At 71.9% G+C, this 26377-nt stretch carries 20 protein-coding genes; 13 read left to right on the top strand and 7 right to left on the bottom strand.

Going from position 1 to position 26377, the window contains the following annotated elements; all coding sequences use genetic code 11:
• Positions 1–49: 49 nt before the first annotated feature.
• Both ACIQFU_RS00880 and ACIQFU_RS00885 read right to left on the bottom strand, forming a co-directional pair.
• The gene (locus ACIQFU_RS00880; protein ID WP_402547972.1) at positions 50–535 is read right to left on the bottom strand and encodes a ribose-5-phosphate isomerase; all 486 of its coding nucleotides are present in this window, start codon (positions 533–535) and stop codon (positions 50–52) included.
• A gap of 258 nt (positions 536–793) precedes the next feature.
• Positions 794–1378, bottom strand: coding sequence for a biotin transporter BioY (locus tag ACIQFU_RS00885; RefSeq protein ID WP_402547973.1), 585 nt, complete (start codon positions 1376–1378; stop codon positions 794–796).
• A gap of 354 nt (positions 1379–1732) precedes the next feature.
• Between ACIQFU_RS00885 and ACIQFU_RS00890 the strand changes: the two genes are divergently transcribed.
• The 8 genes from ACIQFU_RS00890 (at position 1733) to ACIQFU_RS00925 (ending at position 10715) form a co-directional block, all read left to right on the top strand.
• Positions 1733–3118 (top strand): amino acid permease, encoded by a 1386-nt coding sequence (locus tag ACIQFU_RS00890; protein ID WP_402547974.1) that lies wholly within the window; start codon positions 1733–1735, stop codon positions 3116–3118.
• A 151-nt stretch (positions 3119–3269) separates the two neighbouring features.
• Complete coding sequence (locus ACIQFU_RS00895; protein WP_402547976.1) at positions 3270–3911, top strand: superoxide dismutase; 642 nt, start codon at positions 3270–3272, stop codon at positions 3909–3911.
• A 425-nt stretch (positions 3912–4336) separates the two neighbouring features.
• A complete protein-coding gene (locus ACIQFU_RS00900) occupies positions 4337–5536 on the top strand; it encodes an ROK family protein (protein WP_402547977.1) in 1200 nt (399 codons plus the stop codon).
• A 260-nt stretch (positions 5537–5796) separates the two neighbouring features.
• A complete protein-coding gene (locus ACIQFU_RS00905) occupies positions 5797–6861 on the top strand; it encodes an ABC transporter substrate-binding protein (RefSeq protein WP_402547978.1) in 1065 nt (354 codons plus the stop codon).
• A gap of 5 nt (positions 6862–6866) precedes the next feature.
• Complete coding sequence (locus ACIQFU_RS00910; protein ID WP_402547980.1) at positions 6867–7712, top strand: ABC transporter permease; 846 nt, start codon at positions 6867–6869, stop codon at positions 7710–7712.
• Positions 7688–8419: an ABC transporter ATP-binding protein gene (locus tag ACIQFU_RS00915; RefSeq protein WP_402547981.1), complete on the top strand. Its 732-nt coding sequence runs from the start codon at positions 7688–7690 to the stop codon at positions 8417–8419. The genes ACIQFU_RS00910 and ACIQFU_RS00915 overlap by 25 nt, the downstream gene beginning before the upstream one ends.
• Positions 8419–9798, top strand: coding sequence for an LLM class flavin-dependent oxidoreductase (locus ACIQFU_RS00920; RefSeq protein ID WP_402547983.1), 1380 nt, complete (start codon positions 8419–8421; stop codon positions 9796–9798). The genes ACIQFU_RS00915 and ACIQFU_RS00920 overlap by 1 nt, the downstream gene beginning before the upstream one ends.
• A gap of 29 nt (positions 9799–9827) precedes the next feature.
• The gene (locus ACIQFU_RS00925; RefSeq protein WP_402547984.1) at positions 9828–10715 is read left to right on the top strand and encodes a TauD/TfdA dioxygenase family protein; all 888 of its coding nucleotides are present in this window, start codon (positions 9828–9830) and stop codon (positions 10713–10715) included.
• Between the two features lie 76 nt (positions 10716–10791).
• On the opposite strand, the gene ACIQFU_RS00930 is transcribed toward ACIQFU_RS00925, so the two are convergent.
• Positions 10792–11430 (bottom strand): DsbA family protein, encoded by a 639-nt coding sequence (locus ACIQFU_RS00930; protein ID WP_402547986.1) that lies wholly within the window; start codon positions 11428–11430, stop codon positions 10792–10794.
• A 174-nt stretch (positions 11431–11604) separates the two neighbouring features.
• Between ACIQFU_RS00930 and pepN (ACIQFU_RS00935) the strand changes: the two genes are divergently transcribed.
• The gene (gene pepN, locus ACIQFU_RS00935; protein ID WP_402547987.1) at positions 11605–14178 is read left to right on the top strand and encodes an aminopeptidase N; all 2574 of its coding nucleotides are present in this window, start codon (positions 11605–11607) and stop codon (positions 14176–14178) included.
• Positions 14179–14499: 321 nt separating this feature from the next.
• Positions 14500–15582 (top strand): hypothetical protein, encoded by a 1083-nt coding sequence (locus ACIQFU_RS00940; RefSeq protein WP_402547989.1) that lies wholly within the window; start codon positions 14500–14502, stop codon positions 15580–15582.
• A gap of 61 nt (positions 15583–15643) precedes the next feature.
• Here the strand turns inward: ACIQFU_RS00940 and ACIQFU_RS00945 are convergent, their stop codons facing one another.
• Entirely contained in the window at positions 15644–16780 is a 1137-nt protein-coding gene (locus ACIQFU_RS00945) for a serine hydrolase domain-containing protein (protein WP_402547990.1), read from the bottom strand.
• Between the two features lie 324 nt (positions 16781–17104).
• Here ACIQFU_RS00945 and ACIQFU_RS00950 point away from each other — a divergent pair, with 324 nt between their 5' ends.
• A complete protein-coding gene (locus ACIQFU_RS00950) occupies positions 17105–20401 on the top strand; it encodes a S8 family serine peptidase (RefSeq protein ID WP_402547991.1) in 3297 nt (1098 codons plus the stop codon).
• A 72-nt stretch (positions 20402–20473) separates the two neighbouring features.
• Here ACIQFU_RS00950 and ACIQFU_RS00955 read toward each other — a convergent pair whose 3' ends face one another.
• On the bottom strand, positions 20474–21226 hold the full coding sequence (locus ACIQFU_RS00955; RefSeq protein WP_402547992.1) for a hypothetical protein: 753 nt from the start codon (positions 21224–21226) through the stop codon (positions 20474–20476).
• A 1-nt stretch (position 21227) separates the two neighbouring features.
• Complete coding sequence (locus ACIQFU_RS00960; protein ID WP_402547994.1) at positions 21228–21761, bottom strand: sigma-70 family RNA polymerase sigma factor; 534 nt, start codon at positions 21759–21761, stop codon at positions 21228–21230.
• 266 nt (positions 21762–22027) lie between these two features.
• On the opposite strand from ACIQFU_RS00960, the gene ACIQFU_RS00965 reads away from it, so the two are divergent.
• On the top strand, positions 22028–23044 hold the full coding sequence (locus ACIQFU_RS00965; RefSeq protein WP_402547996.1) for an aspartate-semialdehyde dehydrogenase: 1017 nt from the start codon (positions 22028–22030) through the stop codon (positions 23042–23044).
• Here ACIQFU_RS00965 and ACIQFU_RS00970 read toward each other — a convergent pair.
• The gene (locus tag ACIQFU_RS00970) at positions 23041–23517 is read right to left on the bottom strand and encodes a DUF1203 domain-containing protein (protein WP_402547998.1); all 477 of its coding nucleotides are present in this window, start codon (positions 23515–23517) and stop codon (positions 23041–23043) included. The genes ACIQFU_RS00965 and ACIQFU_RS00970 overlap by 4 nt on opposite strands.
• A gap of 112 nt (positions 23518–23629) precedes the next feature.
• Between ACIQFU_RS00970 and pepN (ACIQFU_RS00975) the strand changes: the two genes are divergently transcribed.
• Positions 23630–26203: an aminopeptidase N gene (gene pepN / locus ACIQFU_RS00975; RefSeq protein ID WP_402547999.1), complete on the top strand. Its 2574-nt coding sequence runs from the start codon at positions 23630–23632 to the stop codon at positions 26201–26203.
• Positions 26204–26377 lie beyond the last annotated feature (174 nt).

Genomic DNA, 26377 nt, shown 5'->3' on the forward strand with positions numbered 1-26377 from the left:
GTGCTCGGGGGGTCTGGTGCGGTGGAGGCGGCCGTGCGGATCGGGAGCTCTACTGCTGCGGGTGGTGGGCCGGGATCGGCGGGAGGTCGCCCGTGGTCTCGTAGGACGTGAGCATGTCGATGCGGCGGATGTGGCGTTCGTCGCCGGAGAACGGGGTGGCGAGGAAGGTCTCGACGAACTTCGTCGCCTCGTCCTGCGTGTGCATGCGGGCGCCCACCGCGACGACGTTGGCGTTGTTGTGCCGGCGGCCCAGCGACGCCGTCTCCTCGCTCCAGGCCAGCGCGGCGCGCACGCCCTTCACCTTGTTCGCCGCGATCTGCTCACCGTTGCCGGAGCCGCCGATCACGATGCCGAGGGCGTCCTGGTCCGCGGCCGTGCGCTCGGCGGCGCGCAGACAGAAGGGCGGGTAGTCGTCCTGGGCGTCGTAGATGTGCGGGCCGCAGTCGACGGGCTCGTGGCCCGCCTCCTTGAGCCACTCGACGAGGTGGTTCTTGAGTTCGAAGCCCGCATGGTCCGAGCCGAGATACACGCGCATGCGTCGAGTGTGACACGCGGGCCGGAAGACGGACTCCTCGGGTGGCGGCTGGGAAAGGAGACGTGGATGACATGGGGAACGAGCGTTCCGGGTCATGGCCTGGACGGGCCTGTCGCCTTCGTCAAGCAGCGGATCACCGCGCGGAGCGCCGTCGCCGGCCCGCGAAGCACGCACCCGTAGCACGTGGCAGGCACACGAAAGAGGCTCGCCGGGGCGCTGTCCGCGCACCGGCGAGCCTCTTCGGTGGGCCCGGCGGCCCTACCGCTTGCCGGCCAGCTTCCAGGCGGCGGGCAGGACGCCCATCGCCAGCGCCGCCTTCAGCGCGTCGCCGATCAGGAACGGGGTGAGGCCGGCCGCGATCGCGGCGGTGAAGGACATGTCGGCGGCAAGGGCCAGGTACGGCACGCCGACGGCGTAGATGATCGCCTCGCCGAGCAGCATCGTGCCGGCCGTGCGCAGCACCGAGCGGTCGGCGCCGCGGCGGGCCAGCGCACCCACGGCCGTGGCGGCGAGCAGCATGCCGAAGACGTAGCCGAGGGAGGGGGCCGCGGTGCCGGACCCGCCCTCCGCGAACCACGGCACGCCCGCCATGCCGACCAGGGCGTACAGCGCGAGCGAGAGGAGGCCGCGGCGGGCGCCGAGCGAGGTGCCGACGAGCAGTGCCGCGAAGGTCTGGCCGGTCACCGGGACCGGGGAGCCGGGCACGGGCACGGCGATCTGGGCCGCGATGCCGGTGAGCACGGCGCCGCCCGCGACGAGCGCGACGTCCCGGACTCGGGAGGAGGGGATGAGGTCGGCGAGGACCTGCCCGGAGCGTCGGGCGGGGACGGCAGCGGTGCTCATGGGGACTCCGCGGTGGTGTGGACATGTCGGGACACCGCGACGCTATCCCAGCCGCCTGGAGCCGATCACCAGCAGCGCTCGACAAAGGCCGACTCGTCGGCTTGGTGGGCTCCCGACAAAGGGCGCGGGATACACCCGGTCGCGGGTGACACCGGTCACCGAGGGGGTGAGGCGGGCATCACCCCCAAACGGAACCCTGCATTCGGATGATTGCGTTCCGTATCCGGTCCGTCCGCATCGTGGGCGGTCGCTGTCGCCGGGCGACACGAGACCCGAGACTGTGGGCGCTTTTGCCCTGCCCAGCCCCTTCCCCCGCCTCCACCCGCCCCCCCCACGCATTGGACGAGCCGCTCCATGTCCAACAGCACCACCGCCAAGGCGCCCCAGCAGCCGGCGGACGCCTCCCTCTCCCACGGCCTCAAGCAGCGCCACCTGTCGATGATCGCCCTCGGCGGGGTGATCGGCGCCGGGCTGTTCGTCGGTTCCGGGGCCGGAATCGCCGCCGCCGGGCCCTCGATCGTCGTCGCCTACACGCTCTCCGGCCTCCTCGTGATGCTGGTGATGCGGATGCTGGGCGAGATGTCCGCCGCGTATCCGTCGTCCGGCTCCTTCTCCGCGCACGCCGAGCGGGCGATCGGCCCGTGGGCCGGGTTCACCGCGGGCTGGGCGTTCTGGGTGCTGCTGTGCACGGCCGTCGGCCTGGAGGGCATCGGAGCCGCGCAGATCGTGCACGGCTGGCTGCCGGGCACGCCCGAGTGGGCGTGGGTGGCGCTGTTCATGGTGGTGTTCTGCGGGACGAACCTGGCCGCCGTGAAGAACTTCGGCGAGTTCGAGTTCTGGTTCGCCGCCCTCAAGGTGGGCGCGATCTCGCTGTTCCTGGTGCTCGGCGTGCTGGCGATCTGCGGCGTCCTGCCGGGTACCGGCTCCCCGGGCACCTCCCACCTGGGCGACTTCCTGCCGAACGGCGGCAACGGCCTGATCATCGGCCTGCTCGCCTCGGTGTTCGCCTACGGCGGCCTGGAGACGGTGACCATCGCGGCCGCCGAGTCGGAGAACCCGGTCAAGGGCGTGGCGGGCGCCGTGCGGACGGCGATGTGGCGCATCGCGCTGTTCTACATCGGCTCGATGGCGGTCATCGTGACCCTGGTCCCGTGGGACTCCCCCGAGGTCGTCGAGAAGGGCCCGTACGTCGCCGCCCTCGACGAGCTGGGCATCCCGGGCGCGGGTCAGCTCATGAACATCGTGGTGCTGGTCGCGCTGCTGAGCGCGATGAACGCCAACATCTACGGGGCCTCCCGCATCGGCTACTCGCTGGTCGAGCGGGGCCAGGGCCCGAAGGTGCTGGGCCGGGTGTCGGGCGGGGTGCCGCGGGTCGCGGTGCTGGTCTCCTCCCTGTTCGGCTTCGGCTGCGTGCTGCTCAGCTACTGGCGGCCGGACGACGTCTTCTCCTGGCTGCTGAACATGATCGGCGCGGTCATCCTGGTCGTCTGGATCTTCATCGCCGCCTCGCAGCTGCGGCTGCGCCGCCGTCTGGAGCGGGAGGCGCCCGGGAAGCTGGTCGTACGCATGTGGGGCTTCCCGTGGCTGACCTGGGTGGCGCTGGCCGGCATGGCGGCGGTGTTCGTCCTCATGGCGCGCGAGCCGGACACGCGGGTGCAGCTTTACTCGACGGGCGGGATGACGCTGGTCCTGGCGGCCGCGGGTTACGTCCGCCAGCGGCGACGGGCCGGCCTCGGCTAGCCACGGAGCCCGACGCTCCCGAGGGCCCCCGCACGGTCGCGTGCGGGGGCCCTTTCGCGTGTCACGGCACGCCCCTCCACCCCTTCCCGGCCTCTTGCTGTTAGCGTGCACTTGCAAGCCTTTTGCAATAAGAGGTCGGAGGGGATCCGCCATGTCCGTCTACACGCTTCCTGAACTGCCGTACGACTACTCCGCACTGGCTCCCGTGATCAGCCCCGAGATCATCGAGCTGCACCACGACAAGCACCACGCGGCGTACGTCAAGGGCGCCAACGACACGCTGGAGCAGCTCGCCGAGGCGCGGGACAAGGAGACGTGGGGCTCGATCAACGGCCTGGAGAAGAATCTGGCCTTCCACCTTTCCGGCCACATCCTGCACTCGATCTACTGGCACAACATGACCGGTGACGGCGGCGGCGAGCCCCTGGACAAGGACGGCGTGGGCGAGCTGGCCGACGCGATCGCCGAGTCCTTCGGCTCCTTCGCCGGTTTCAAGGCGCAGCTCACCAAGGCCGCCGCGACCACCCAGGGCTCCGGCTGGGGCGTGCTGGCGTACGAGCCGCTGAGCGGCCGGCTGATCGTCGAGCAGGTCTACGACCACCAGGGCAACGTGGGCCAGGGTGCGACCCCGATCCTGGTCTTCGACGCCTGGGAGCACGCCTTCTACCTCCAGTACAAGAACCAGAAGGTCGACTTCATCGACGCCATGTGGGCCGTCGTCAACTGGCAGGACGTCGCCCGGCGTTACGAGGCCGCGAAGTCCCGCACGAACAGGCTGCTGCTGGCTCCGTGAGAGCCGCCCCCGATCGCCCTGCCTCGTGATCGTCTTCTCAACCTTCACCGGGCAGGCGGAATGAGGAAGGCCCCCGCGAGGACGTGACTCGCGGGGGCCTTCCGATCGCCCGGCGGTACTCCCGGTCCCGCCCGTCGGCGCCGTCCGTCTCGCCCGTCGGTCGCCGTCTGGGCAGGGCGGTGCCGTTTTGCTAGCTTCGAGCACATGGTTGCCCAGGCCCGGAACTTCACGTCGCGTCGCTATGTCGACCTGCGACGCCAGGGCACTGCCACCTGTCGCAGTCCTCACGTGAGCTGACGGGGGCGCCCCACCGGGTGCCCGCGGCGAACGAGTCAGCAGATCCGTGAGGCGGGCGGAGTGGATCCGGCGCGCCTCCATCCGTTCAGACGGCGCAGTGTCGGACCCGTTCCGGAGGAGAACCACCCATGCCCAGTCCCGCGGCAACCCTGCCCGCTTCCCCCGTACCGCGCGGCGCCGACCGCGACCGGCGGCGGGCCAGCGCAAGTGTCGTCCTGCGCTCCGTGCTGGAGCACGGGCCCGTGGCGCGCAGCACCATCGCCCGGCTGACCGGGCTGTCCCCGGCGTCGGTGACGGACTACTGCGCCCGCTTCACCCGGCTCGGGCTGGTCCGCGAGGCCGAGGCGCCCCGGCGGCCGAAGGGGGCCGGCCGGCCGCATGTGCCCCTGGACCTCGACGACTCGCGGTTCGTGGTCGGCGGGCTGCACGTGGCCGTCCCGTACACCACGGTCGCGCTGCTCGATCTGCGCGGCCGGGTGGTGCGGCGGCGGGAGCTGAAGCACGAGCGCACCGATCCGCGGTGGGTGCTGGCCCGCGCGGCGAAGGCGCTGACGGCGATGCTGGCCGAGGTCCGGGACGTCCGCCCGCTCGGGGTGGGGCTGGCGGCCGGCGGCTGGGTCGACCGGGACTCCGGCGTGATCGTCGAGCACGGGCTGCTGGGCTGGCGGGACGTGCCGGTGCGTGAGGTGCTCGGTGCGCACACCGGGCTGCCAGTCCATGTCGACGGCCACGCACGGGCGTTGGTCAACGGTGAGCGGCTGTTCGGGCGGGCGCGGGGCAGCGGGAGCATGCTGCACCTGTTCGTCGGCAACGTGGTCGACGCGGCGTTCGCCACGCACGACGAGGTGCACCACGGGCCGCGTTCGCAGGCGGGCGCGATAGCGCACATTCCGGTGCCGGGCGGCAGCGAGCCCTGCGCGTGCGGGCGTACCGGCTGCCTCCAGGCGGAGTTGAGCGAGCGGACCCTGTGCCGCCGGGCCCGTGCGGCCGGCATCACCGACGGGCTCAATCCGCGGCACGTGCTCACCGCGGCGAACGCCGGTGACCCGGTGGCCGCCGCACTGCTGCGGGAGCGGTCGCGGGCCACCGGGCGGGCGGCGGGGCTGCTGGCGGACGTCCTCAACCCGGAGACGGTGGTGGTGACCGAGATCGGCGCCATGCACCGCCAGGACTGCCTGGCCGCCCTGCGTGAGGCGGTCGGCACGGAACGCGCGGCGGGCGTCCTCCCGACGAGTTTCCCCGACTCCGTACTGGCCGTCGCGGGCGGCTCGGTCGTCCTGGACGTGCTGTACCGGGACCCGCTGGGCGCTTCGCCCGAGGCCAATTAATTCAGAAACTCCGAATGTTGACACGGATCGCCGACGACCGGAATCATTCAACTCATGAGCTGTCGCACCTTCTGTTGCTGACGCCCCGGCGCGCCCGGAGCGCGCATCCCGCTGTGTGAATTCTCCTTCCCGCACCTCCTTGTGCCGGAATTCCGCATGCCTCATTCCATTCCATCCCGTTCCACCCCGTGATGCCTTCCCGGCTGCCCTCGCGCTGTCCGCCGGCGCGTGCCGCCCGTATGAGTTCAGGGAGTTCTCCCATGTCCGCTCCGCCTGTCACAGGCATTGACCGCCGCTTGTTCCTCACCTCGGTCGTCGGCGCCTCGGCCGCCGTCGCCGGGCTCAGCGGCTGCGCGAACGGCAGTGCCGCCGCCGAGACGAAGGGGGCCGCCACCGCTCCGCTGGCCACCAAGGTGCCCGAGGGCACCAGCCTGAAGATCGCTTCCTATCAGGACACCCAGCAGATCCAGTTCGAGCTGGCCCGGCTGAAGGTTCCCTTCGAGGTGTCGGACTGGCTGAACATAGGCGCCGGCCCCGATGTCATCAACGCGTTCCGGGCGAACTCCCTGGACCTCGCCAACAACGCGGGCATTCCCCCGATCCAGGCGTACTACCAGGGTTTCAAGGCGAAAATCGTCGCAATCAACCTCACCCGTAAACCGAACTATCTGTTCGCGACGAAGCCCGGCAGCGACATCCGCACCGTGGCGGACTTCGAGGGCAGGAAGCTGGCCTTCTCGCAGGGACAGGCGCAGGGTGTCGTGCTGCTGCGGGCGCTGAAGAAGGCGAGCCTCGCCTACGACGACGTGGAGCTGGTGCCGCTGACCAGCAACCAGTTCCTGACCGCGCTCCAGTCCGGCCAGGTGGACATCGCCCCGCTCGCCAACAGCCAGGCCCCCGCCTATCTGAAGCAGTACGGGTCCAAGGGCGCCCACACCATCGAGACCGACGTGGTCGACCTGCTCAGCCTGCTGTGGGCGCCGCAGTCCGTACTGAACGACCGCGCGAAGGCGGCCGCCGTCGCCGTCTACATCCCGCAGTGGGCCAAGGGCCTGGTGTGGTCGTGGGAGCACCCGGACGAGTGGAACCGGGAGTTCTACGTCAAGACGCAGAACCTGACCCTCGCGCAGGCGGAGGCCGTCACCGACCTGGCCAACAAGCCGCTGTTCCCGCCGAGCTGGGACGAGGCGGTCAAGTGGGAGCAGGAGACGGCGGACCTGCTGGCGGAGGGCGGATTCGTGAAGGAGTTCGACGTCGAGCAGCTCTTCGACCGTCGTTTCGAGGCCATCGCGGCGCGCGCCGTGACGGCGGAGTACCGGAGGTGAGCGCCGTGACCACCACCGTCGCGGCCGCCGGGAGCGCGGTCACCGTCGAGGAGGACCCCCGTCAGGTGCGCCGGCGCCGCCGGCTCTCGCCGGGGAAGCGGTGGCCCGCCGCCCGGCTCACCGGTCCGCTGCTGGTGGTCGTCCTGTGGACGGCCGCCTCCGCCGCCGGGGCGCTGGATCCCGGTGCGATCCCGGCGCCCTGGACGGTGGCCGAGACGGCCGGCCGGCTGTGGTCGGACGGGACGCTCGCCACCGACGTCGTCACCTCGCTGCGCCGGGCGGCGATCGGGTTCGCCATCGGGCTCGGCGCCGGAGTGCTGCTGGCGCTGGCCGCCGGGCTCAGCCGGGTGGGCGAGGCGCTGATCGACGGAACGGTGCAGCTCAACCGGGCCATACCGACGCTGGGTCTGATCCCGCTGTTCATCCTGTGGCTGGGCATCGGGGAGACCTTCAAGATCGCCATCATCGCGATCGTCGTGTACATCCCGATGTATCTGAACACGCACGCCGCGCTGTCCGGCATCGACAGCCGCTACGTCGAACTGGCCGAGGTGCAGGGACTGTCGAGGCTGCGGTTCGTGCGCCAGGTGGTGATCCCCGGCTCGCTGCCCGGCTTCTTCGTGGGGCTGCGGCTCAGTGTGACCGGCTCCTGGCTGGGCCTGGTGGTGCTGGAGCAGATCAACGCCACCAGCGGTCTCGGCTACATGATGTTCCAGGCCCAGAACTACGGCCAGACGGACGTGATCCTCGTCGGCCTGCTGATCTACGGCGTCTTCGGTCTGGTCTCCGACAGCGTGGTCCGTCTGATCGAGCGGAGGGTGCTGTCATGGCGACGCACACTGAGCAGCTGACCCGTCCGGCCGTCCGGCTGCACGGTCTGACCAGGTCGTTCAAGAACCGTACGGTGCTCGACGGCATCGACCTCGAACTGCCCGCGGGCCAGTTCACGGCGCTGCTGGGGCACAGCGGGTCCGGCAAGAGCACACTGCTGCGGGCCGTGGCGGGCCTGGACCACGGGGTCGCGGGCTCGGGGCAGTTGTCCGCGCCCGAGCGGGTGTCCGTGGTCTTCCAGGACTCCCGGCTGCTGCCCTGGCGGCGGGTGCTGGACAACGTCCTGCTCGGCACCGAGGGCAAGGAGGCCGCTGAACGGGGCCGCGAGGCGCTCGCCGAGGTCGGCCTGGGAGGCCGCGAACGCGCCTGGCCCGGGGAGCTGTCCGGCGGCGAGGCGCAGCGCGCCGCCCTGGCCCGCGCCCTGGTACGGGAGCCGCAACTCCTCCTCGCCGACGAGCCGTTCGGCGCGCTGGACGCCCTGACCCGGATCAGGATGCACCACCTGCTGCGGGAGCTGTGGAAGCGGCACCGGCCCTCGGTCCTCCTGGTCACCCACGACGTGGACGAGGCGATCGTCCTCGCCGACCGGGTGCTGGTGCTGGAGAACGGCCGCATCGGCCTCGACCTGACCATCGACCGCCCCCATCCGCGTTCCTACCGGGAGCCGCTGCTGGGCGAGTACCGGGAGCGGCTGCTGGCCGCCCTGGGCGTGACGGAGGACCACTGATGACCCGCCGGCTCCATCTGAACGCGTTCCTGATGAACACCGGCCACCACGAGGGGTCGTGGCGGCTGCCGGAGAGCGACCCGTACGCCCATGTCAGCCTCGCGCACTACGTGAAGCTGGCCCGGACCGCCGAACGGGGCACCTTCGACTCGCTGTTCCTCGCCGACGGCCCGCAGCTGTGGAGCAACCTCGCGCAGCGCCCGGCCGGCGCGCTGGAACCGCTGACCCTGCTGACCGCGCTGGCCACCGCGACCGAGCACATCGGGCTGATCGCGACGGCCTCCACGTCGTACAACTCGCCTTACAACCTGGCCCGCAAGTTCGCCTCGCTGGACGTCATCAGCGGCGGCCGGGCCGGCTGGAACATCGTCACCACCGCCGGCGCCCAGGCGGCCCGCAACTTCGGTCTGGACGCCGAACCCGCGCACGCCGAACGCTACGCCCGAGCCGCCGAGTTCCTGGACGTGGCGCTGAAGCTGTGGGACAGCTGGGAGGACGACGCGATCCTCGCCGACAAGGCGGCCGGCGTGTGGGGCGACGACGCACGCATCCATCCGCCGCGCCACAAGGGGACGTACTTCAGTGTCGAGGGGGCGCTCAACGTACCGCGTACTCCGCAGGGTTACCCGCTGCTGGTGCAGGCCGGGTCCTCGGCGGACGGCAAGGCCTTCGCGGCCCGGTACGCGGAGGCGGTGTTCACCGCGCAGCAGACGCTCGCGGACGCGCAGTCCTTCTACGCCGACATCAAGTCCCTCACCCGGCGGGCGGGGCGCGATCCGGAGCACCTCAAGGTGCTGCCGGGCATCGTCCCGGTGCTCGGTTCCACCGAGGCGGAGGCGCGCGCCGCGGAACAGGTCCTGGAGGACCACATCGTGCACACGCACGGCGTGCGGCGCCTGGCGGACCTGCTGCGGCTGGAGCCCGGCACCCTGGACCTGGACGGTCCGCTGCCGGACGACCTGCCGCCGGAGAGCGCCATCGAGGGCGCCAAGAGCCGCTACACGCTGGTCGTGGAGCTGGCCCGGCGCGAGAGCCTGACCGTGCGGCAGCTGATCGGACGGCTCGGCGGCGGGCGCGGCCATCTGACGTTCACCGGGACGCCGGAGCAGGTGGCCGACCAGATCGAGTCGTGGTTCACGCGGGGCGCCGCCGACGGCTTCAACATCATGCCGCCGGTGCTGCCGTCGGGCCTGGAGGCCTTCGTCGACCACGTCGTCCCGATCCTGCGCGAGCGCGGCCTGCTGCGCACCGCGTACGGGCCGCGGCAGACGCTGCGCGAGCGCTACGGCCTGCCCCGGCCCCGCAACCAGTACGTCACCGACGCCACGGACCGGGACCCGGCTCCGGCCGGGGCGCCGGCCGCGCTCACCCGTATCTGACTCACCCGCTTCCGAGAGAGGACCTCACCATGAGCGAGCCGCGGATCACCAAGATCACCTCCCGTATCGGCGCCAAGGTGTCCGGCGTGGACATCTCCCGCCCGCTGGACGGGGCGACCGTCACCGCGCTGAGTGACGCCCTGGCCGAGCACAAGGCACTGGTGTTCGACGACGTGAACCTCGACGACGAGGGCCAGCAGGCCTTCGTGCGCGCCTTCGGGGAGCTCACCACCGCCCACCCGACCGTCGGCGCCGTCAACGGCGCCCCGAACGTGCTGCCGGTGGACAGCGAGCGGGGCCGCGCCAACCACTGGCACACCGACGTCACCTTCGTCCTCAACCCGCCGCAGGCCACCTCGCTGCGCAGCCTGACGGTCCCGCCGTACGGCGGCGAGACCCTGATCGCGTCCTCGGCGGGCGCCTACCGCGACCTGCCGGAGCCGCTGCGCCGGCTGGCCGACGGACTGTGGGCGGAGCACACCAACGACTACGCGGTCGCGGACGAGGACATCGACGACGAGAGGGCCGCCCAGCGGTCCCAGTTCACGTCGATCAAGTACCGCACGGCCCACCCGGTGGTGCGCGTCCACCCGCTGACCGGGGAGCGGGGACTGTTCATCGGCGGGTTCGCACAGCGGATCGTGGGCCTGTCGGTCGGCGAGTCGCGCAAGCTGCTGGAACTGCTCCAGTCCTATGTCACCCGGCCGGAGAACGTGCTGCGGCACCGCTGGTCGGAGAACCAGCTGGTGCTGTTCGACAACCGCATCACCCAGCACTACGCCGTCGACAACTACGACGGCCGGCCGCGCCGGCTGCACCGGGTGACGCTGGCCGGTCCCGTGCCGGTGGGCATCGAGGGCAAGGAGAGCTACTCCATCGAGGGCGACGCCTCGCACTACACCCCGGTCGCCGCGTAACCCCGCGTCACCGGAGCCGCACCGCCCGATTCCCCGCGCCCCGTGGAGGCGGCGCGGGGAATCGCGCGTGTCCGGGTCAGAGGTTGCTGAAGTCCGGGCCCTTGGTGCGGGTCCGCTTGATCTCGTAGAAGCCGGGCACGGAGGCCACGGCGAGGGTGCCGTCCCAGAGCTTGGCCGCTTCCTCGCCCTTGGGGGCGGGGGTGACGACCGGGCCGAAGAAGGCGAGCTGCCCGCCGTCGGCGCCGGGCACGGCGATGACCGGGGTGCCGACCTCCTGGCCGACCTTGTCGATGCCCTCCTTGTGGGAGGCGCGCAGCTGGGGCTCGTAAGGGGTGTCGTCCCAGTGGTCCATGAGGGACTCGGGCAGACCGACGTCCTTCAGGGCGGCGGCGACCGTCTCCCTGCCCGGCCCCTCCTCCTGGTTGTGGATGCGGGTGCCGAGCGCCGTGTAGAGGCCGCCGAGCACCTCGGCGCCGTGCTCCTCCTGGGCCGCGATGACGACGCGGACCGGACCCCACGCCTTGACCTCGAGCATCTCGCGGTACTCCGCGGGCAGCTCGTCGAGCTTGTCCTCGTTGAGGACGGCCAGGCTCATCAGGTGCCAGCGGACCTCGATGTCCCTGACCTTCTCCACCTCCAGGACCCAGCGGGAGGTCATCCAGGCCCAGGGGCACAGCGGGTCGAACCAGAAGTCGACAGGCGTCTTCTCGGACATGTCTCTCCTCTTGAGGCGCGCGAGTAGCCGTTTCTCGGGGCAACCGACCGGTCGGCCCGCTCATTCCCGGCTGCCACGCGTCAGGGGCGCATGGCAGGATCGGTGCTGTCCGCATACTGAACATCACCCGCAACACCACTCACATACCGAACACCACCCGAGGGAGTGCCGCCCGTGCCCGGTGAGAATCTGTCCCGCGACGAGGCCCGGGAGCGGGCCGCACTGCTGTCCGTCGATGGGTACGAGGTGTCCCTCGACGTGCGTTCGGCCGTCGGTGACGCCCAGGACGAGGGCCCGCGCACGTTCCGGTCCGTCACCACGATCCGCTTCCGCTGCAACGAGTCCGGCGCGAGCAGCTTCGCCGACCTGATCGCGCCGAGCGTCACCGCCGTCTCCCTGAACGGCCGCGACCTCGACCCGAGCGAGGTCTTCGACGGCTCCCGGATCGTCCTGGAGGACCTGGCCGCCGACAACGAGCTGGTGGTCGACGCCCAGTGCGCGTACTCCCGCACCGGCGAGGGAATGCACCGCTTCGTCGACCCCGAGGACGGCGAGGTGTACCTGTACACCCAGTACGAGCCGGCCGACTCCCGCCGGGTCTTCGCCAACTTCGAGCAGCCGGACCTCAAGGCCCCCTTCCGCTTCGAGGTGCGCGCGCCCGAGGAGTGGACGGTGTGGTCCAACGGCGCCGGTGAGCGCGTCGACGGGGTGTGGCGGTTCGCGGAGACGAAGCCGATCTCGACGTACATCACCTGTGTCGTGGCCGGCCCCTACCACTACGTGACCGACTCCTACGAGCGCGTGTTCGAGGACGGCACGCGGCTGGAGATCCCGCTCGGCGCCCTGTGCCGCAAGGGCCTGGCCCCGCACTTCGACGCCGACGACGTCTTCCTGATCACCAAGCAGGGCCTGGACTTCTTCCACGACCACTTCGACTACCCGTACCCCTTCGGGAAGTACGACCAGGCGTTCGTGCCCGAGTACAACCTCGGCGCGATGGAGAACCCCGGGATGGTGACCTTCCGGGAGGAGTACATCTTCCGCGGGAAGGTGACGCGGGCGTCGTACGAGGGCCGCGCCAACACGATCCTGCACGAGATGGCGCACATGTGGTTCGGCGACCTGGTCACCATGGAGTGGTGGGACGACCTGTGGCTGAAGGAGTCCTTCGCCGACTTCATGGGCGCGTTCGCGAACGTCGGCGCCACCCGGTTCAAGGACGCCTGGATCACCTTCGCCAACCGCCGCAAGGCCTGGGCGTACCGCGCCGACCAGCTGCCCTCCACGCACCCGATCACGGCCGACATCCGTGACCTGGAGGACGCCAAGCTGAACTTCGACGGCATCACCTACGCCAAGGGCGCCTCCGCGCTCAAGCAGCTGGTGGCGTACGTCGGGCAGGACGCGTTCCTGGAGGGCGCGCGGCGCTACTTCAAGCGGCACGCCTACGGCAACACGCGCCTGGGCGACCTGCTGTCGGTGCTCGAGGAGACCAGCGGACGGGACATGGCGGCCTGGTCGCGCTCCTGGCTCCAGACGGCCGGCGTCAACTCGCTGACCCCGCAGGTGCTGCTGAGCGCGGCGGGCACGGTCGACGAGCTGGCGGTGGTGCAGGAGGCTGCCGAGTCGCATCCCGAACTGCGCCCGCACCGGGTCGCGGTGGGCCTGTACCGGCGTACGGCCGAGGGCGCACTTGAGCGGTATGCGCGCGCCGAGGTGGACGTGGAGGGGCCGCGCACGGTGGTCGCGGAGCTGGCCGGTGCCGAGGCGCCCGAGCTGGTCCTGGTCAACGACGACGACCTCACGTACTGCAAAACGCGCTTCGACGACACCTCGCTGGCGACGCTGCGCGAGCACCTGGGCGACCTGACCGACCCGCTGGCCCGTGCCCTGTGCTGGTCGGCGCTGTGGAACATGACGCGGGACGCGCTGCTGCCGGCCCGGGACTTCGCGGCGCTGGTGCTGCGGTTCGCAGGGCGCGAGTCCGACATCGGCGTCCTGCAGATGCTGCACGCCTGGACCGGCTCGGCACTGGTGCACTACGCCGCCCCCGACTGGCGGGAGGCGGGCGGCCGGCTGCTCGCCGAGGGTGCGCTGCGCGAGCTGCGGGAGGCCGCGCCGGGCAGCGAGCAGCAGCTGGCGTGGGCGCGGTTCTTCGCGTCGGTGGCGTCCGAGAAGGCGGAACTGGCGCTGCTCCGGGGCCTGCTGGAGGGCACCGAGAAGATCGACGGGCTGGACGTGGACCAGGAGCTGCGCTGGACCTTCCTCTCCCCGCTCGCGGCCCACGGCGGCGCCGACGAGGGCGTCCTGGCCGCCGAGCTGGCCCGCGACGACACGGCCTCCGGCAAGCGGCACCAGGTGCGCTGCCTGGCCTCGCGGCCGTCGGAGGCGGTGAAGGCGCAGGCCTGGGCGCAGGTGGTGGAGTCCGACGCGCTGTCCAACGCCCTGGTGGAGGCGACCATCGCCGGCTTCGCGCAGCCCTCGCAGCGGGACCTGCTCGCGCCGTACACCGACAAGTACTTCGCGGCGATCGAGCGGGTGTGGGCCGAGCGGTCCATCCAGATCGGGATGGACGTGGTCCGGGGCCTGTTCCCGTCGCTGCGGGACTCCCGGGACACGCTGGACGCGACCGACGCGTGGCTGTCCGCGCACGAGGACGCGGCGCCGGCACTGCGGCGGCTGGTGCTGGAGGCGCGGGACGATCTGGCGCGGGGGTTGCGGGCGCAGGCTTGCGACGGGGGTGCGTAAGGGTTCTGTTGGTCGCCGGGTGCGGGTGCGTCGTGGCTTGTCGCGCCCACGCGGCGGAGCCGCACATCGACACGGCCCGCGCCCCTTGAGGACACTGCCCTGCCCGGCGCTGCGTGAGCACCGGAGCTTTGGCCAATGAATTGGCGTTCCGTCGTCGTTACGGAATTCAGTCAATAGCAGCCGTAACCCCTGGACCGCACTGCGGCGGACCAGGGGTTTTCGGCATCCGAACACCCGTCCTTTAGTCCGGGCCTGTCCCGGTTCGGCGATGGGCCTGTAACAGCGGTTAAGGGGCGGATCGGGCGCGGGAAGTTGCCGGTCATGACGCACAACACCCCGCTCTCCCCCCGCCCCCGCCCGCTCCACGAACTGGCCCGCGGCCGGCGCCGGCTGATGACCGCCGCCCAGCTGCGGGCGCACGGCGTCTCCGCAGCCGAGGCCAACGAGCAGTGCCGGCCGGGCGGTCCCTGGCAGCAGCTGCTGCCGAACGTCGTCCTGCTGCACCCGGGCCCGCCGACCAGCGAGGAGCGCCTGCACGCGGTGCTCCTGTACGCGGCACGGGACCGGGGTTCGGGCACGGCTTCCGGTGCGGCGCCCGGGGTGTCGGTCTCGGTGCCGGTCCAGCCGGGCGGGGAGCACCCGCCGGTGCCCGCCTACGCGGAGGCGATGATCACGGGCCTGGCCGCGCTGACGCTGCACGGCTTCTCCGCCGCTCCCCCGCTGCCGTCCCTGGACCTCATCGACGTCCTGGTCCCGCGGCTGCGCCGGCTGCGGACGACGGGCTGCGCGCGGATCGTGCGCACGGCCGCGCTGCCGACCGCCGTGGAGCTGACCGGGATTCCGGTGGCGCCGGTGGCGAGGGCGCTGGCGGACGCGGTGGCGGAGCCGGCCGATCCGGGCACCGTGCGCCGGCTGCTGACGGAGGCGGTGCGCGGCGGGCACTGCGAACCGGCGGCGGTGGTGCGGGAGCTGAACCGGGCCCGGCTGCTCAGCCGCCCGCACGTGGTGGACGCCGTGGACTCGCTGGTCGCCGAGGGGCGGGCGCTGGCCGAGCAGCGCCTGTACCGGATGGTGCGCGAGCACGCCCTGCCGGAGCCGGTCTGGAACGTCGACCTGCGCCTGCCCGGCGGCCCCCACCTGGGCGGTGTGGACGCCTTCTGGCCCGAGCAGGCGGTGGCGCTGGAGCTGGACACCCGGGCGCACCGCAAGCAGGAGGACGACGCCGCCCGGGCGGAGCACGCCCGCAAGCGCGAGCACCTGGAACGGCTCGGCATCACGGTCGTGCACCTCACCCCGCGCAAGCTGCGGGAGTGCCCGGAGCACCAGGCCGCCGTCGTCCGTACGGCGCTGATGGCGGCCGGGGACCGGGAGCCCGCCGCGTACGTCGTGGTGCTGCCCCGGTAGTCCCGCAGTCCCGTAGTGCCGCCGGGACGCCGGGACGCCGGGACGCCGGGACGCCGCCGGATCAGTCGCCGCAGAACTCCGCCTCGATCACCGCCTCGCCGTCGCCCGACCAGTCTCCGTTGAAGTTGAGGGCGAGCGCGTGCCGGCCGTCCCGGGTCGTCACCGCCTCCGACGAGGAGCCGTGGATGCCGCCGGCATGGCCCCAGACCGTCACTCCACAGTCGAGTTCCCGCTTGATCAGGCCGAGCCCGTAGGAGGCGCCCGGCCTCGCGGGGACCGTGGTCGTCATCTCGGCCAGTTGCCTCGGGGGCAGCAGCCGGCCGCGGAACAGGGCGGTGTAGAAGCGGTTCAGGTCGGCGGAGTCGGAGATCATCTCCCCCGCCGCGCCGGCCATGGACGGGTTGAGCCGCGTGACGTCGTGGGTCGGGTCCGTCGCCGTCCCGTCCAGCTTGGAGTAGGCGCGGCTGCTGGGCCGCGGGAGAGTGACCCGGTTGCCCGGGACCGACGTGGCGCGCAGCTTCAGCGGGTCGATGATCCGGCGGCGCACCTCCTCGGCGTACGGGCGGCCGGTGGCCTCCTCGATCACCATGCCGGCCAGGATGTAGTTGGTGTTCGAGTAGCTCCAGTCGGTGCCGGGGGCGAAGTCCGGCTCGTGGGACGTGGCGATCGCGGCCAGCCGCCGCGGGGTCAGCGTGTCGTAGCGGTGCTCGAAGAAGCCGTCCCTGGCGAAGTACGTGCGGGCGAACTCCTCGTCGGCCGTGTAGTCGTGGATGCCGCTGGTGTGGTTGAGGAGCGTGCGCAGGGTGACGCGCTTCCCGTCGTTGCCGTTGCCCTCGACCACGCCCGGCAGCCACTCGTCCACCGTGTCGTCCAGCGAGAGCCGGCCCTCGGCCTCCAGCTGGAGCACGACGGTGGCGACGAAGGTCTTGGTGATGCTCCCGACCCGGTAGCGGTCCCGCTCGGAGCGCGGCTCGCCGGTCCGGAGGTCGCCCACTCCGACGGTCCGGGACCAGGTGCGGTGGCCGTCGCGGGCGGTCGCGGTGACGCCCGGGACGCCGTCCGCGACCGCCGCCTTCAGGGCGCGGCGCGTCGCGTCGTGGCCGTCGGCGGCCGGGGCGGCCACGGCGGGGGCGGCCAGGGCCGCCGACAGCGCCACGGCGCAGGCCGCCATCAGGGTGGTTCGAACGCGTACGGTCATGTCTTCCCCGTCCTCTGTGTCCGGTGTTCCGTTCTGCTCGGTCCGGGGGAGAGACCCGGCGGGCGGCGGGAAGGTTGCCGGGTCCGGGAGGGTTGAGCACATTTCGGCCCTCCACCACCACGGTTGTCACGGGCCGCCCCTTGTGTCCATGGTGGCGTATGGCGGAAGTACGCCATGAGTCCATCCCGTCCCGGACAACTCTCCCCAAACGACGTCCCCTTGCGTAAGGCTGAGCGGTCGTCCGGGATCGGATTCCGGACCGGTTCGGCCGGGACCGATCGGTTCCGGTCGATCCGCATGTTCCCTCCTCTACAAGGGATGCCGATGACCAACACCCCCCAGCGGGAACCGATACCGGGCGCCAGACGCGCGGCGCGGATCGTCCTGGCCACAGGTCTCGTCGCCGCGCTCGCCGCGATCGGACCGGTGCCCGTGGCCCTGGCCGCCGACGGCCCGGCGACGACCGCGCCCCCGGCCGACGCCGCCGTCAAGTCCGCCCACGACAAGCTCGGTTCCGACGACGCGGACCTGCTCGCCGAGGCGAAGGCGGGCGGCGAGAAGAACGTCACGATGATGGTCGCCACCGCGCCGGGCCGGACCGAGCAGGTGGCGAAGGAACTGGACGCGGTCGCCGGCGGCACCGTCGGCCGCACCTACGACGAGCTGGGCTACGTCCGCGCGACCGTCCCCACCGCCAAGGCGGACGCGGCCATCGCGGCCGCCGCGAAGCTCTCCTCCGTGCACGGCATCGACCTGCGCGACGAGATCCCGCTGGACGACCCGACGCCCAGCGCCGACATGGCCGGGGGCGCCTCGCACAAGGGCCGTCCCTACCCGGCGCCGAACCGCCGGACGCCCGCCGAGAACCCGTACAACCCGTCCTTCGAGACGGGCGCCGTCGACTTCGTGAAGAAGAACCCGAAGTCGGACGGCCGCGGCGTCACCATCGGCATCCTCGACTCGGGCGTCGACCTCGGCCACCCGGCGCTGCAGAAGACCACCACGGGCGAGCGCAAGATCGTCGACTGGGTCACCGCGACCGACCCGGTCGTCGACGGCGACCGCACCTGGCGCCCGATGACCACCTCGGTCTCCGGGCCCACCTTCACCTACGGCGGGCAGACCTGGACGGCGCCCGCTGGCTCGTATCGGGTGAGCACCTTCCTGGAGTCGTACACCACCGGCGGTGACGCCGCGGGCGACGCCAACCGGGACGGCGACACCACCGACTCCTGGGGCGTGCTGTACGACGCGAAGGCCGGCACGGTCCGCGTCGACCTGAACGGCAACCACGACTTCTCCGACGACAAGCCGATGAAGCCCTACAAGGACGGCTTCCAGGTCGGCTACTTCGGCACCGACGACCCGAAGACGGACGTGGCCGAGCGCCAGCCCTTCGTCGTCGAGATCCGCAAGGACGTCGTCCTCGACTCGGCGGGCGCCAAGGCGGACTTCGTCAACATCGGCGTCATCGAGTCCGAGCACGGCACGCACGTGGCCGGACTGACCGCCGCCAACGGCCTGTTCGGCGGCCGCATGGACGGTGCCGCGCCCGGCGCGAAGCTCGTGTCGTCCCGCGCGTGCACGTGGAGCGGCGGCTGCACCAACGTCGCGCTCACCGAGGGCATGATCGACCTCGTCGTCAACCGCGGCGTCGACATCGTCAACATGTCGATCGGCGGCCTGCCCGCCCTCAACGACGGCAACAACGCCCGCGCCGAGCTGTACACGCGGCTCATCGACACCTACGGCGTCCAGCTCGTCATCTCCGCGGGCAACTCCGGCCCCGGCGCCAACACCATCGGCGACCCCGGCCTCGCCGACAAGGTGATCTCGGTCGGCGCGTCCATCTCGCGCGAGACCTGGGCCGCCAACTACGGCTCCGCGGTGAAGACCGAGTACCAGATGATGCCGTTCTCCTCGCGCGGCCCGCGTGAGGACGGCGGCTTCACGCCGACCCTGACCGCGCCCGGCGCCGCGATCAACTCCATCCAGACCTGGATGCCCGGCGCCCCGGTCCCCGAGGCGGGCTACGACCTCCCGGCCGGCTACGGCATGCTCCAGGGCACCTCGATGGCGTCCCCGCAGGCCGCCGGCGCCTCGGCGCTGCTCCTGTCGGCGGCCAAGCAGGCCCGCATCGACCTCACCCCGGCGAAGCTGCGCACTGCGCTGACCTCCACCGCCGACCACATCAAGGGCGTGCAGGCGTACGAGGAGGGCGCGGGCCTGATCAACGTTCCCGACGCCTGGAAGTCGATCCGGCGCGGTGCCACCGCCCACGAGTACACGGTGGAGGCGCCGGTCGACACCGCGATCGACCAGTTCCTGAAGACCCCGGGCCAGGGCACCGGCCTCTACGACCGCGAGGGCGGCCTGAAGGCCGGGCAGAAGAAGACGTACGAGATCACGCTCACGCGCACCTCCGGCGCCGCCAAGGCGATCCGGCACGAGCTGCACTTCGAGAACAACGCGGGTCACACCTTCCGGATCGTCGGCGGGGACGAGGTGAAGCTGCCGCTGAACAAGCCGGTGACCGTGAAGGTCGAGGCCCGGCCCGGCTCCGCCGGTCTCAAGAGCGCGATCCTCGAGGTCGACGACCCGCGCACCGAGGGCGTCGACCGGCAGGTCCTGACCACGGTCGTGGTCTCCGCCCCGCTGAAGTACGCCTACTCCGCGAAGGGTTCGGTGCAGCGCAACAGCACCGAGTCCTACTTCGTGACCGTCCCCGAGGGCGCGAAGGCGCTGGAGGTGGCGATCGGCGGGCTGAAGGCCGAGAGCCAGACCCGGTTCATCTCCATCCACCCGTACGGCGTCCCGGTCGACAACACCTCCACGCCGTACTGCTACAACAACTACCTCGACGGCAACGGCTGCCGCCCCGACGTGCGTGCGTACGCCGACCCGCAGCCCGGTGTCTGGGAGGTCGAGGTCGAGGCCCGGCGCACCTCGCCGCTGCTCGACAACCCCTACAAGCTGGACGTCACCGTGCTCGGCGCTGCCTTCGACCCGGAGGTCGTGACCGTGCCCGAGGCCAAGGCCGGCACCCCGGCCGACGCCTCCTGGACGGTGACCAACCAGTACGCCGCTCTGCGGGGCAAGCTGGTCGGCGGCCCGCTCGGCTCGTCCGAGACCTCCCGCCCGACGATCAGACAGGGTGAGACGGCCACCTCCACGGTCGAGGTGCCCGAGGGCGCCGAGTCGCTGGACGTCGCCATCGGGGGCGTCTCCGACGCGGCCTCCGACCTGGACCTGACGGTCTACGGCGAGGACGGCGCGGTCGTCGCCCAGTCCGCCGACGGCGACTCGGAGGAGTCGGTCTCCATCGCGAAGCCTGCCGCCGGGACGTACACCGTCGAGGTCGCGGGCTACTCGGTGCCGTCGGGCAGCACGGAGTACGACTACCGGGACGTGTACTTCTCCGCCGGCCTCGGCTCGGTCACCGTGGACGACTCGGCGACGGTGAAGCTCGGCACGGGGGACTCGGCGACGGTGACGGGCAGCGTCACGGCCCTGGCCGCCGCACCCGAGGGCCGTGAGTTCTTCGGCCGGGTCCAGCTGGTGAACGCCCACGGCACGGTCGCGGGCCTCGGCAGCGTGCGGATCGGGAAGGTCGTGCCGTAGTCCGGTGCGGTACGCGGGGGGCGGGCGCGCCGTTTCGGGCGCCCGCCCCTTCCGCGTTCCCGTGGCCGGCCGTCAGTCGCAGGTGAGGGTGCCGGACTCGGGGAGGGAGGCGGTGATCCGGGTGCGGGCGGCGCCGATGTTCCGGTCGCCGGTGATCACCGTGTCGGCGATGGGACGGTCCCCCAGGACGCCGACCAGGACCCGGTCGCCGGGGGCGAGGCGGGCGAGGCCGTCGTCCAGGGCGAACGCCGCCGTCGGCCCGGTGCTCCCCCCGGGCGCGTAGGCGCGGGTCACCCGGAGCGTGATCCGGTGCTGTGCGGCACCCGGCACCGGTTCGGCGCCGGTCACCGTGCCCTCGGCGACCAGCCGGGCGCAGGCGAGGTAGCGGGGGGTGCCGAAGACGAGGGCCGCCTCCCGGCCCGCGGACGGGCCCTCCGGCCGCACCGCGGACTTGTCGGCCGCGCTGCCGCTCGCCGTGTCGTCGGTGGCACCGCTGCCGCTCTGCACGACGAGCCAGCCCAAACCCGTGACGACCACACCCGCGCAGGCCGCCGCGAGGACCCCCAGGGCGAGGCGGAAGGGGCGGCGGCGTGGCGCCGGGACCGGGGCCGGAGCGGGTGCGGGGCGATCCTGCGGAACGGCGTCGCCCAGGGCGTCGCCGAGCAGGTTCAGCTGCTCCCGCAGCAGCGCCACGTCGGCGGTCGCCGACCGGTACTCGCCGTGGGCGTCCGGCCCCGCGTCCGGCGGCAGCGGCTCGCCGGTGATCGCGGCCATCAGCGCGTCGTGCCCGTCGTCGTACCCACCGGGGTGCTGTTCGGCGGCCATGTCACACCACCTCGTCCTCGTGCAGGCGGGCGCGCAGGGCCCGTACCGCCGTGTGCAGCCTGCTCTTGACCGTGCCCTCGGGGATGCCCAGCTCCTCGGCGATGCCGCGCACCGGCAGGTCGGCGTAGAAGCGCAGCACCAGGACCTGGCGCTGGGCGTCCGGCAGCTCGTCCAGGCCCTGCGCGACGGCGAGGGACAGCACGCCGGCGTCCTCGTCGCGCGGGTGCTCCGTCTGGCGCAACGAGGCCAGCCGTTCCCCGAGCCGGTCCTGGCGGCGTCTGGCCCGGTGCCAGTCCATGGCCAGGTTGGAGGCGACGACCGCCGCCCAGGCGGACACGTCGCGCGGCGCCTCGCGGCCACTGGCCGTCCGCTCCAGCAGCCGCAGGCGGACCTGCTGCACCCCGTCCGGCAGGTCCGCCTGCGGCACCCCGCCGAGTGCGAGCACCGCCCGCACCCGGCGTTCCTGTGCCGCGTCCAGGGGGTCGTCGCGTACGTCGTCCCCCTGGCCGCGGCGTGCCCTTCCGCGCAAAGCCACCCCTCCCCCGGCCACGTTTCCCCTACGACGCGCGAGGAGCCCGGAACGTTCGCCCCGGCGGCCGGCTTTCGGCGCGAGGCGTACGTCACATCGTCGTGTGGGGTGGGAAGGGATGGGCAGGGGCGGACCGGAGCCACCGCGTCCCAAGGTGCGGGAACACCGTGCAAAGAATTGGACAGCCGGGCCGGGCTTCGCCCCATGATGGAAAAGTCTCGGCCGAGCAAAGCGCGCGTGAAGACACGCGCACAAACGGAGAAGGAGTCACCGTGAGGGTCGGAATCGTCGGAGCCACCGGTCAGGTGGGCACGGTCATGCGCGGGATCCTCACGGAGCGCGACTTCCCGGTCACCGAGCTGCGCCTGTTCGCCTCGGCGCGCAGTGCCGGCAAGGAGCTGGACGGCGTGACGGTGGAGGACGCGGCCACCGCCGACTACTCCGGGCTCGACATCGTGCTCTTCTCGGCGGGCGGCGCCACCTCCAAGGCACTGGCCGAAAAGGTCGCCTCGCAGGGCCCCGTCGTGATCGACAACTCCTCCGCCTGGCGCCGCGACCCCGAGGTCCCGCTCGTGGTCTCCGAGGTGAACCCGCACGCGATCGCCGACCGCCCCAAGGGCATCATCGCCAACCCGAACTGCACCACGATGGCCGCGATGCCGGTGCTGCGTCCGCTGCACGCGGAGGCGGGCCTGGAGGCCGTCGTCGTCGCCACCTACCAGGCGGTGTCCGGTTCCGGGCTGGCCGGTGTGGACGAGCTGTTCGAGCAGGTCCAGAAGGTGGGCGCGGACGCCCCCAAGCTGACCCACGACGGTTCGGCGGTCGAGTTCCCGAAGCCGGACAAGTACGTGGCCCCGATCGCGTACAACGTGCTGCCGCTGGCCGGGTCCATCGTCGACGACGGTCTGCACGAGACGGACGAGGAGCAGAAGCTCCGCAACGAGTCCCGCAAGATCCTGGAGATCCCGGAGCTGAAGGTGTCCGGCACCTGCGTGCGCGTGCCCGTCTTCAGCGGCCACTCCCTGCAGATCAACGCCCGCTTCGCCCGCCCGATCAGCGTGGAGCGCGCCAAGGAGCTGCTGGCCGGCGCCCCCGGCGTCGCGCTCACCGAGGTGCCGACCCCGCTGGAGGCGGCCGGCCAGGACCCGTCCTACGTGGGCCGCATCCGCCGGGACGAGACCGTGGACAACGGCCTCGCCCTGTTCGTCTCCAACGACAACCTGCGCAAGGGCGCGGCCCTGAACGCGGTGCAGATCGCGGAGCTGGTGGCGGCGGAGCTGAAGGGCTAATCGGGCCTGGGCACCTCGTAGAGGAAGCAGCCGTACTCGACGGCCCGGACGTGGACGAACGCCACGGCCGGGTCGTCGAACGCTTTGTGGAGGGCGGGTGCGAAGCCGTCGGGTTCCACCAGCTGACCGCCCAGGATGCGCCCCTCGGCGGAGTAGCGGCGGACGGTGCGGTGCGCGTTGGTGAAGGCGAGGCCGTCGCCCTCCGGGCCCGCGCACTCCTCGGCGTGGATGAAGACCGGCCCCTGCTCGTCGTAGGCGCCCGGGTCGGCTCCCGTCCGGGCCGCCCAGCGGCGCAGCGGGGCGTAGGAGACGAGCGCGATGCGCTCACCGGCGCGGCTGCGGCGCAGGCAGCAGCGCAGGGGTGCGCCGCCCTCGTCGTCGGTCACGGGTGCGGGGACGCGGCCCGCGTCGTCGGTGGCGCGCAGTTCCTCGAGGGCGGTCGGGGGGACGGGGTGTGCGGTGTAGCCGTTCATGGGTCCAGGCTCGCGCGCGCGGGGCCCGGGCACCGGCGGGAAACGGACATCGCGTTGGGCGCGGTTCACGTGGAAGGATGGCGCAACCCACACATAACGAGGAGATGACCGCGTGCCTGGCACAAACCTGACTCGCGAAGAGGCGCGGCAGCGGGCGACGCTGCTGACCGTTGACTCGTACGAGATCGATCTCGACCTCACCGGCGCGCAGGAGGGCGGCACCTACCGGTCCGTGACCACGGTGCGCTTCGACGTCGCCGAGGGCGGCGGCGAGTCCTTCATCGACCTGGTCGCGCCGACGGTCCACGAGGTGACGCTGAACGGCGACGCCCTCGACGCCGCCGAGGTGTTCCAGGACTCCCGTATCGCCCTGGCGAGCCTGCTGCCGGGACGCAACATCCTGCGCGTGGTCGCCGACTGCGCGTACACCAACACCGGCGAGGGTCTGCACCGGTTCGTCGACCCGGTGGACGACCAGGCGTACCTGTACACGCAGTTCGAGGTGCCGGACGCCCGGCGGGTCTTCGCCAGCTTCGAGCAGCCGGACCTGAAGGCGACGTTCCAGTTCACCGTGACGGCCCCCGAGGGCTGGACGGTCATCTCCAACTCGCCCACCCCGGAGCCGAAGGACAACGTCTGGTCCTTCGAACCGACCCCGCGCATCTCGTCGTACATCACGGCGCTGATCGTCGGCCCGTACCACTCGGTGCACAGCGTGTACGAGAAGGACGGCCAGTCCGTCCCACTCGGCATCTACTGCCGTCCCTCGCTGGCCGAGCACCTCGACGCGGACGCGATCTTCGAGGTCACCCGGCAGGGCTTCGACTGGTTCCAGGAGAAGTTCGACTACAAGTACCCGTTCAAGAAGTACGACCAGCTCTTCGTGCCGGAGTTCAACGCGGGCGCGATGGAGAACGCGGGCGCGGTGACCATCCGCGACCAGTACGTGTTCCGCTCCAAGGTGACGGACGCCGCGTACGAGGTGCGGGCGGCGACGATCCTGCACGAGCTGGCGCACATGTGGTTCGGCGACCTGGTCACCATGGAGTGGTGGAACGACCTGTGGCTGAACGAGTCGTTCGCCACCTACGCCGAGGCCGCCTGCCAGGCCGACGCGCCGGGCTCGAAGTGGCCGCACTCGTGGACGACGTTCGCCAACCAGATGAAGACCTGGGCGTACCGGCAGGACCAGCTGCCGTCGACGCACCCGATCATGGCGGACATCAGCGACCTGGACGACGTGCTCGTCAACTTCGACGGCATCACGTACGCCAAGGGCGCCAGCGTCCTCAAGCAGCTCGTCGCGTACGTCGGTGAGGACGCGTTCTTCCGGGGCGTGCAGGCGTACTTCAAGCGGCACGCGTTCGGCAACACCCGCCTGTCCGACCTGCTGGGCGCGCTGGAGGAGACCTCGGGGCGCGATCTGAAGACCTGGTCGAAGGCGTGGCTGGAGACGGCCGGCATCAACGTGCTGCGCCCGGAGATCGAGACCGACGCGGCAGGCGTCATCACGTCCTTCGCCATCCGCCAGGAGGCCCCGGCGCTCCCGGCCGGCGCCAAGGGCGAGCCGACGCTGCGCCCGCACCGCATCGCGATCGGCGCCTACGACCTGGACGCCGACGGCAAGCTGGTGCGCGGGGACCGGGTCGAGCTGGACGTGGACGGTGAGCTGACGGCCGTGCCGCAGCTGGTCGGCAGGCCTCGCCCGGCGGTGCTGCTCCTGAACGACGACGACCTCTCGTACGCGAAGGTCCGCCTGGACGAGCAGTCCCTGGCCGTCGTCACCGAGCACCTCGGCGACTTCACCGAGTCGCTGCCGCGCGCGCTGTGCTGGGCGTCGGCGTGGGACATGACGCGGGACGCGGAGCTGGCGACCCGCGACTACCTGTCGCTGGTGCTGTCCGGCATCGGCAAGGAGTCCGACATCGGTGTCGTGCAGTCGCTGCACCGTCAGGTGAAGCTGGCCGTCGACCAGTACGCCGCCCCGACCGCCCGCGAGGCACTGCTCACCCGCTGGACCGAGGCCACGCTGGCCCACCTGCGCGCCGCCGAGGCGGGCAGCGACCACCAGCTGGCGTGGGCGCGGGCGTTCGCGGCGACGGCCAGGACGCCGGAGCAGCTGGACCTGCTCGACGCGCTGCTCGACGGCACGCAGACGATCGAGGGTCTGGCCGTCGACACGGAGCTGCGCTGGGCGTTCGTGCAGCGCCTCGCGGCCGTGGGCCGGTTCGGCGGGTCGGAGATCGCGGCCGAGTACGAGCGGGACAAGACCGCCGCCGGTGAGCGCCACGCGGCCACCGCGCGGGCGGCCCGCCCGACCGAGGCGGCCAAGGCGGAGGCCTGGGAGTCGGTCGTGGAGTCCGACAAGCTGCCGAACGCCGTCCAGGAGGCGGTCATCGCCGGCTTCGTCCAGACCGACCAGCGCGAGCTGCTGGCGGCGTACACGGAGCGGTACTTCGAGGCGCTGAAGGACGTCTGGGCGTCCCGTTCGCACGAGATGGCCCAGCAGATCGCGGTCGGCCTGTACCCGGCGGTGCAGGTCTCCCGGGAGACCCTGGACCGCACGGACGCCTGGCTGTCCTCCGCCGAGCCGAACGCGGCCCTGCGCCGCCTGGTCTCGGAGTCCCGCTCCGGCGTCGAGCGCGCACTGCGGGCGCAGGCCGCCGACGCGGCGGCGACCGAGTAGGCGGTCGGTACGTAGGAGGGGGCGCCCGGTGCGACACCGGGCGCCCCCTCTGTGCACACTCAGGGGCATGTGCCCGGGAGCGCGTGTCCACGGACGCCCGTCCGCCGCCCGCAGTACCACGACCGGCGACCCCGGCGCCCGGACACGACACCCCACCCGACCGAACGACACCTG

The sequence above is a fragment of the Streptomyces sp. NPDC093065 genome, assembly GCF_044754585.1.
GTDB lineage: Bacteria > Actinomycetota > Actinomycetes > Streptomycetales > Streptomycetaceae > Streptomyces.

Coding starts and splice junctions, on each gene's coding strand:
- ACIQFU_RS00880 (WP_402547972.1), bottom strand. CDS start 535: ATGCGCGTGTATCTCGGCTCGGACCATGCGGGCTTCGAACTCAAGAAC.
- ACIQFU_RS00885 (WP_402547973.1), bottom strand. CDS start 1,378: ATGAGCACCGCTGCCGTCCCCGCCCGACGCTCCGGGCAGGTCCTCGCC.
- ACIQFU_RS00890 (WP_402547974.1), top strand. CDS start 1,733: ATGTCCAACAGCACCACCGCCAAGGCGCCCCAGCAGCCGGCGGACGCC.
- ACIQFU_RS00895 (WP_402547976.1), top strand. CDS start 3,270: ATGTCCGTCTACACGCTTCCTGAACTGCCGTACGACTACTCCGCACTG.
- ACIQFU_RS00900 (WP_402547977.1), top strand. CDS start 4,337: ATGCCCAGTCCCGCGGCAACCCTGCCCGCTTCCCCCGTACCGCGCGGC.
- ACIQFU_RS00905 (WP_402547978.1), top strand. CDS start 5,797: ATGTCCGCTCCGCCTGTCACAGGCATTGACCGCCGCTTGTTCCTCACC.
- ACIQFU_RS00915 (WP_402547981.1), top strand. CDS start 7,688: ATGGCGACGCACACTGAGCAGCTGACCCGTCCGGCCGTCCGGCTGCAC.
- ACIQFU_RS00920 (WP_402547983.1), top strand. CDS start 8,419: ATGACCCGCCGGCTCCATCTGAACGCGTTCCTGATGAACACCGGCCAC.
- ACIQFU_RS00925 (WP_402547984.1), top strand. CDS start 9,828: ATGAGCGAGCCGCGGATCACCAAGATCACCTCCCGTATCGGCGCCAAG.
- ACIQFU_RS00930 (WP_402547986.1), bottom strand. CDS start 11,430: ATGTCCGAGAAGACGCCTGTCGACTTCTGGTTCGACCCGCTGTGCCCC.
- ACIQFU_RS00940 (WP_402547989.1), top strand. CDS start 14,500: ATGACGCACAACACCCCGCTCTCCCCCCGCCCCCGCCCGCTCCACGAA.
- ACIQFU_RS00945 (WP_402547990.1), bottom strand. CDS start 16,780: ATGACCGTACGCGTTCGAACCACCCTGATGGCGGCCTGCGCCGTGGCG.
- ACIQFU_RS00950 (WP_402547991.1), top strand. CDS start 17,105: ATGACCAACACCCCCCAGCGGGAACCGATACCGGGCGCCAGACGCGCG.
- ACIQFU_RS00955 (WP_402547992.1), bottom strand. CDS start 21,226: ATGGCCGCCGAACAGCACCCCGGTGGGTACGACGACGGGCACGACGCG.
- ACIQFU_RS00970 (WP_402547998.1), bottom strand. CDS start 23,517: ATGAACGGCTACACCGCACACCCCGTCCCCCCGACCGCCCTCGAGGAA.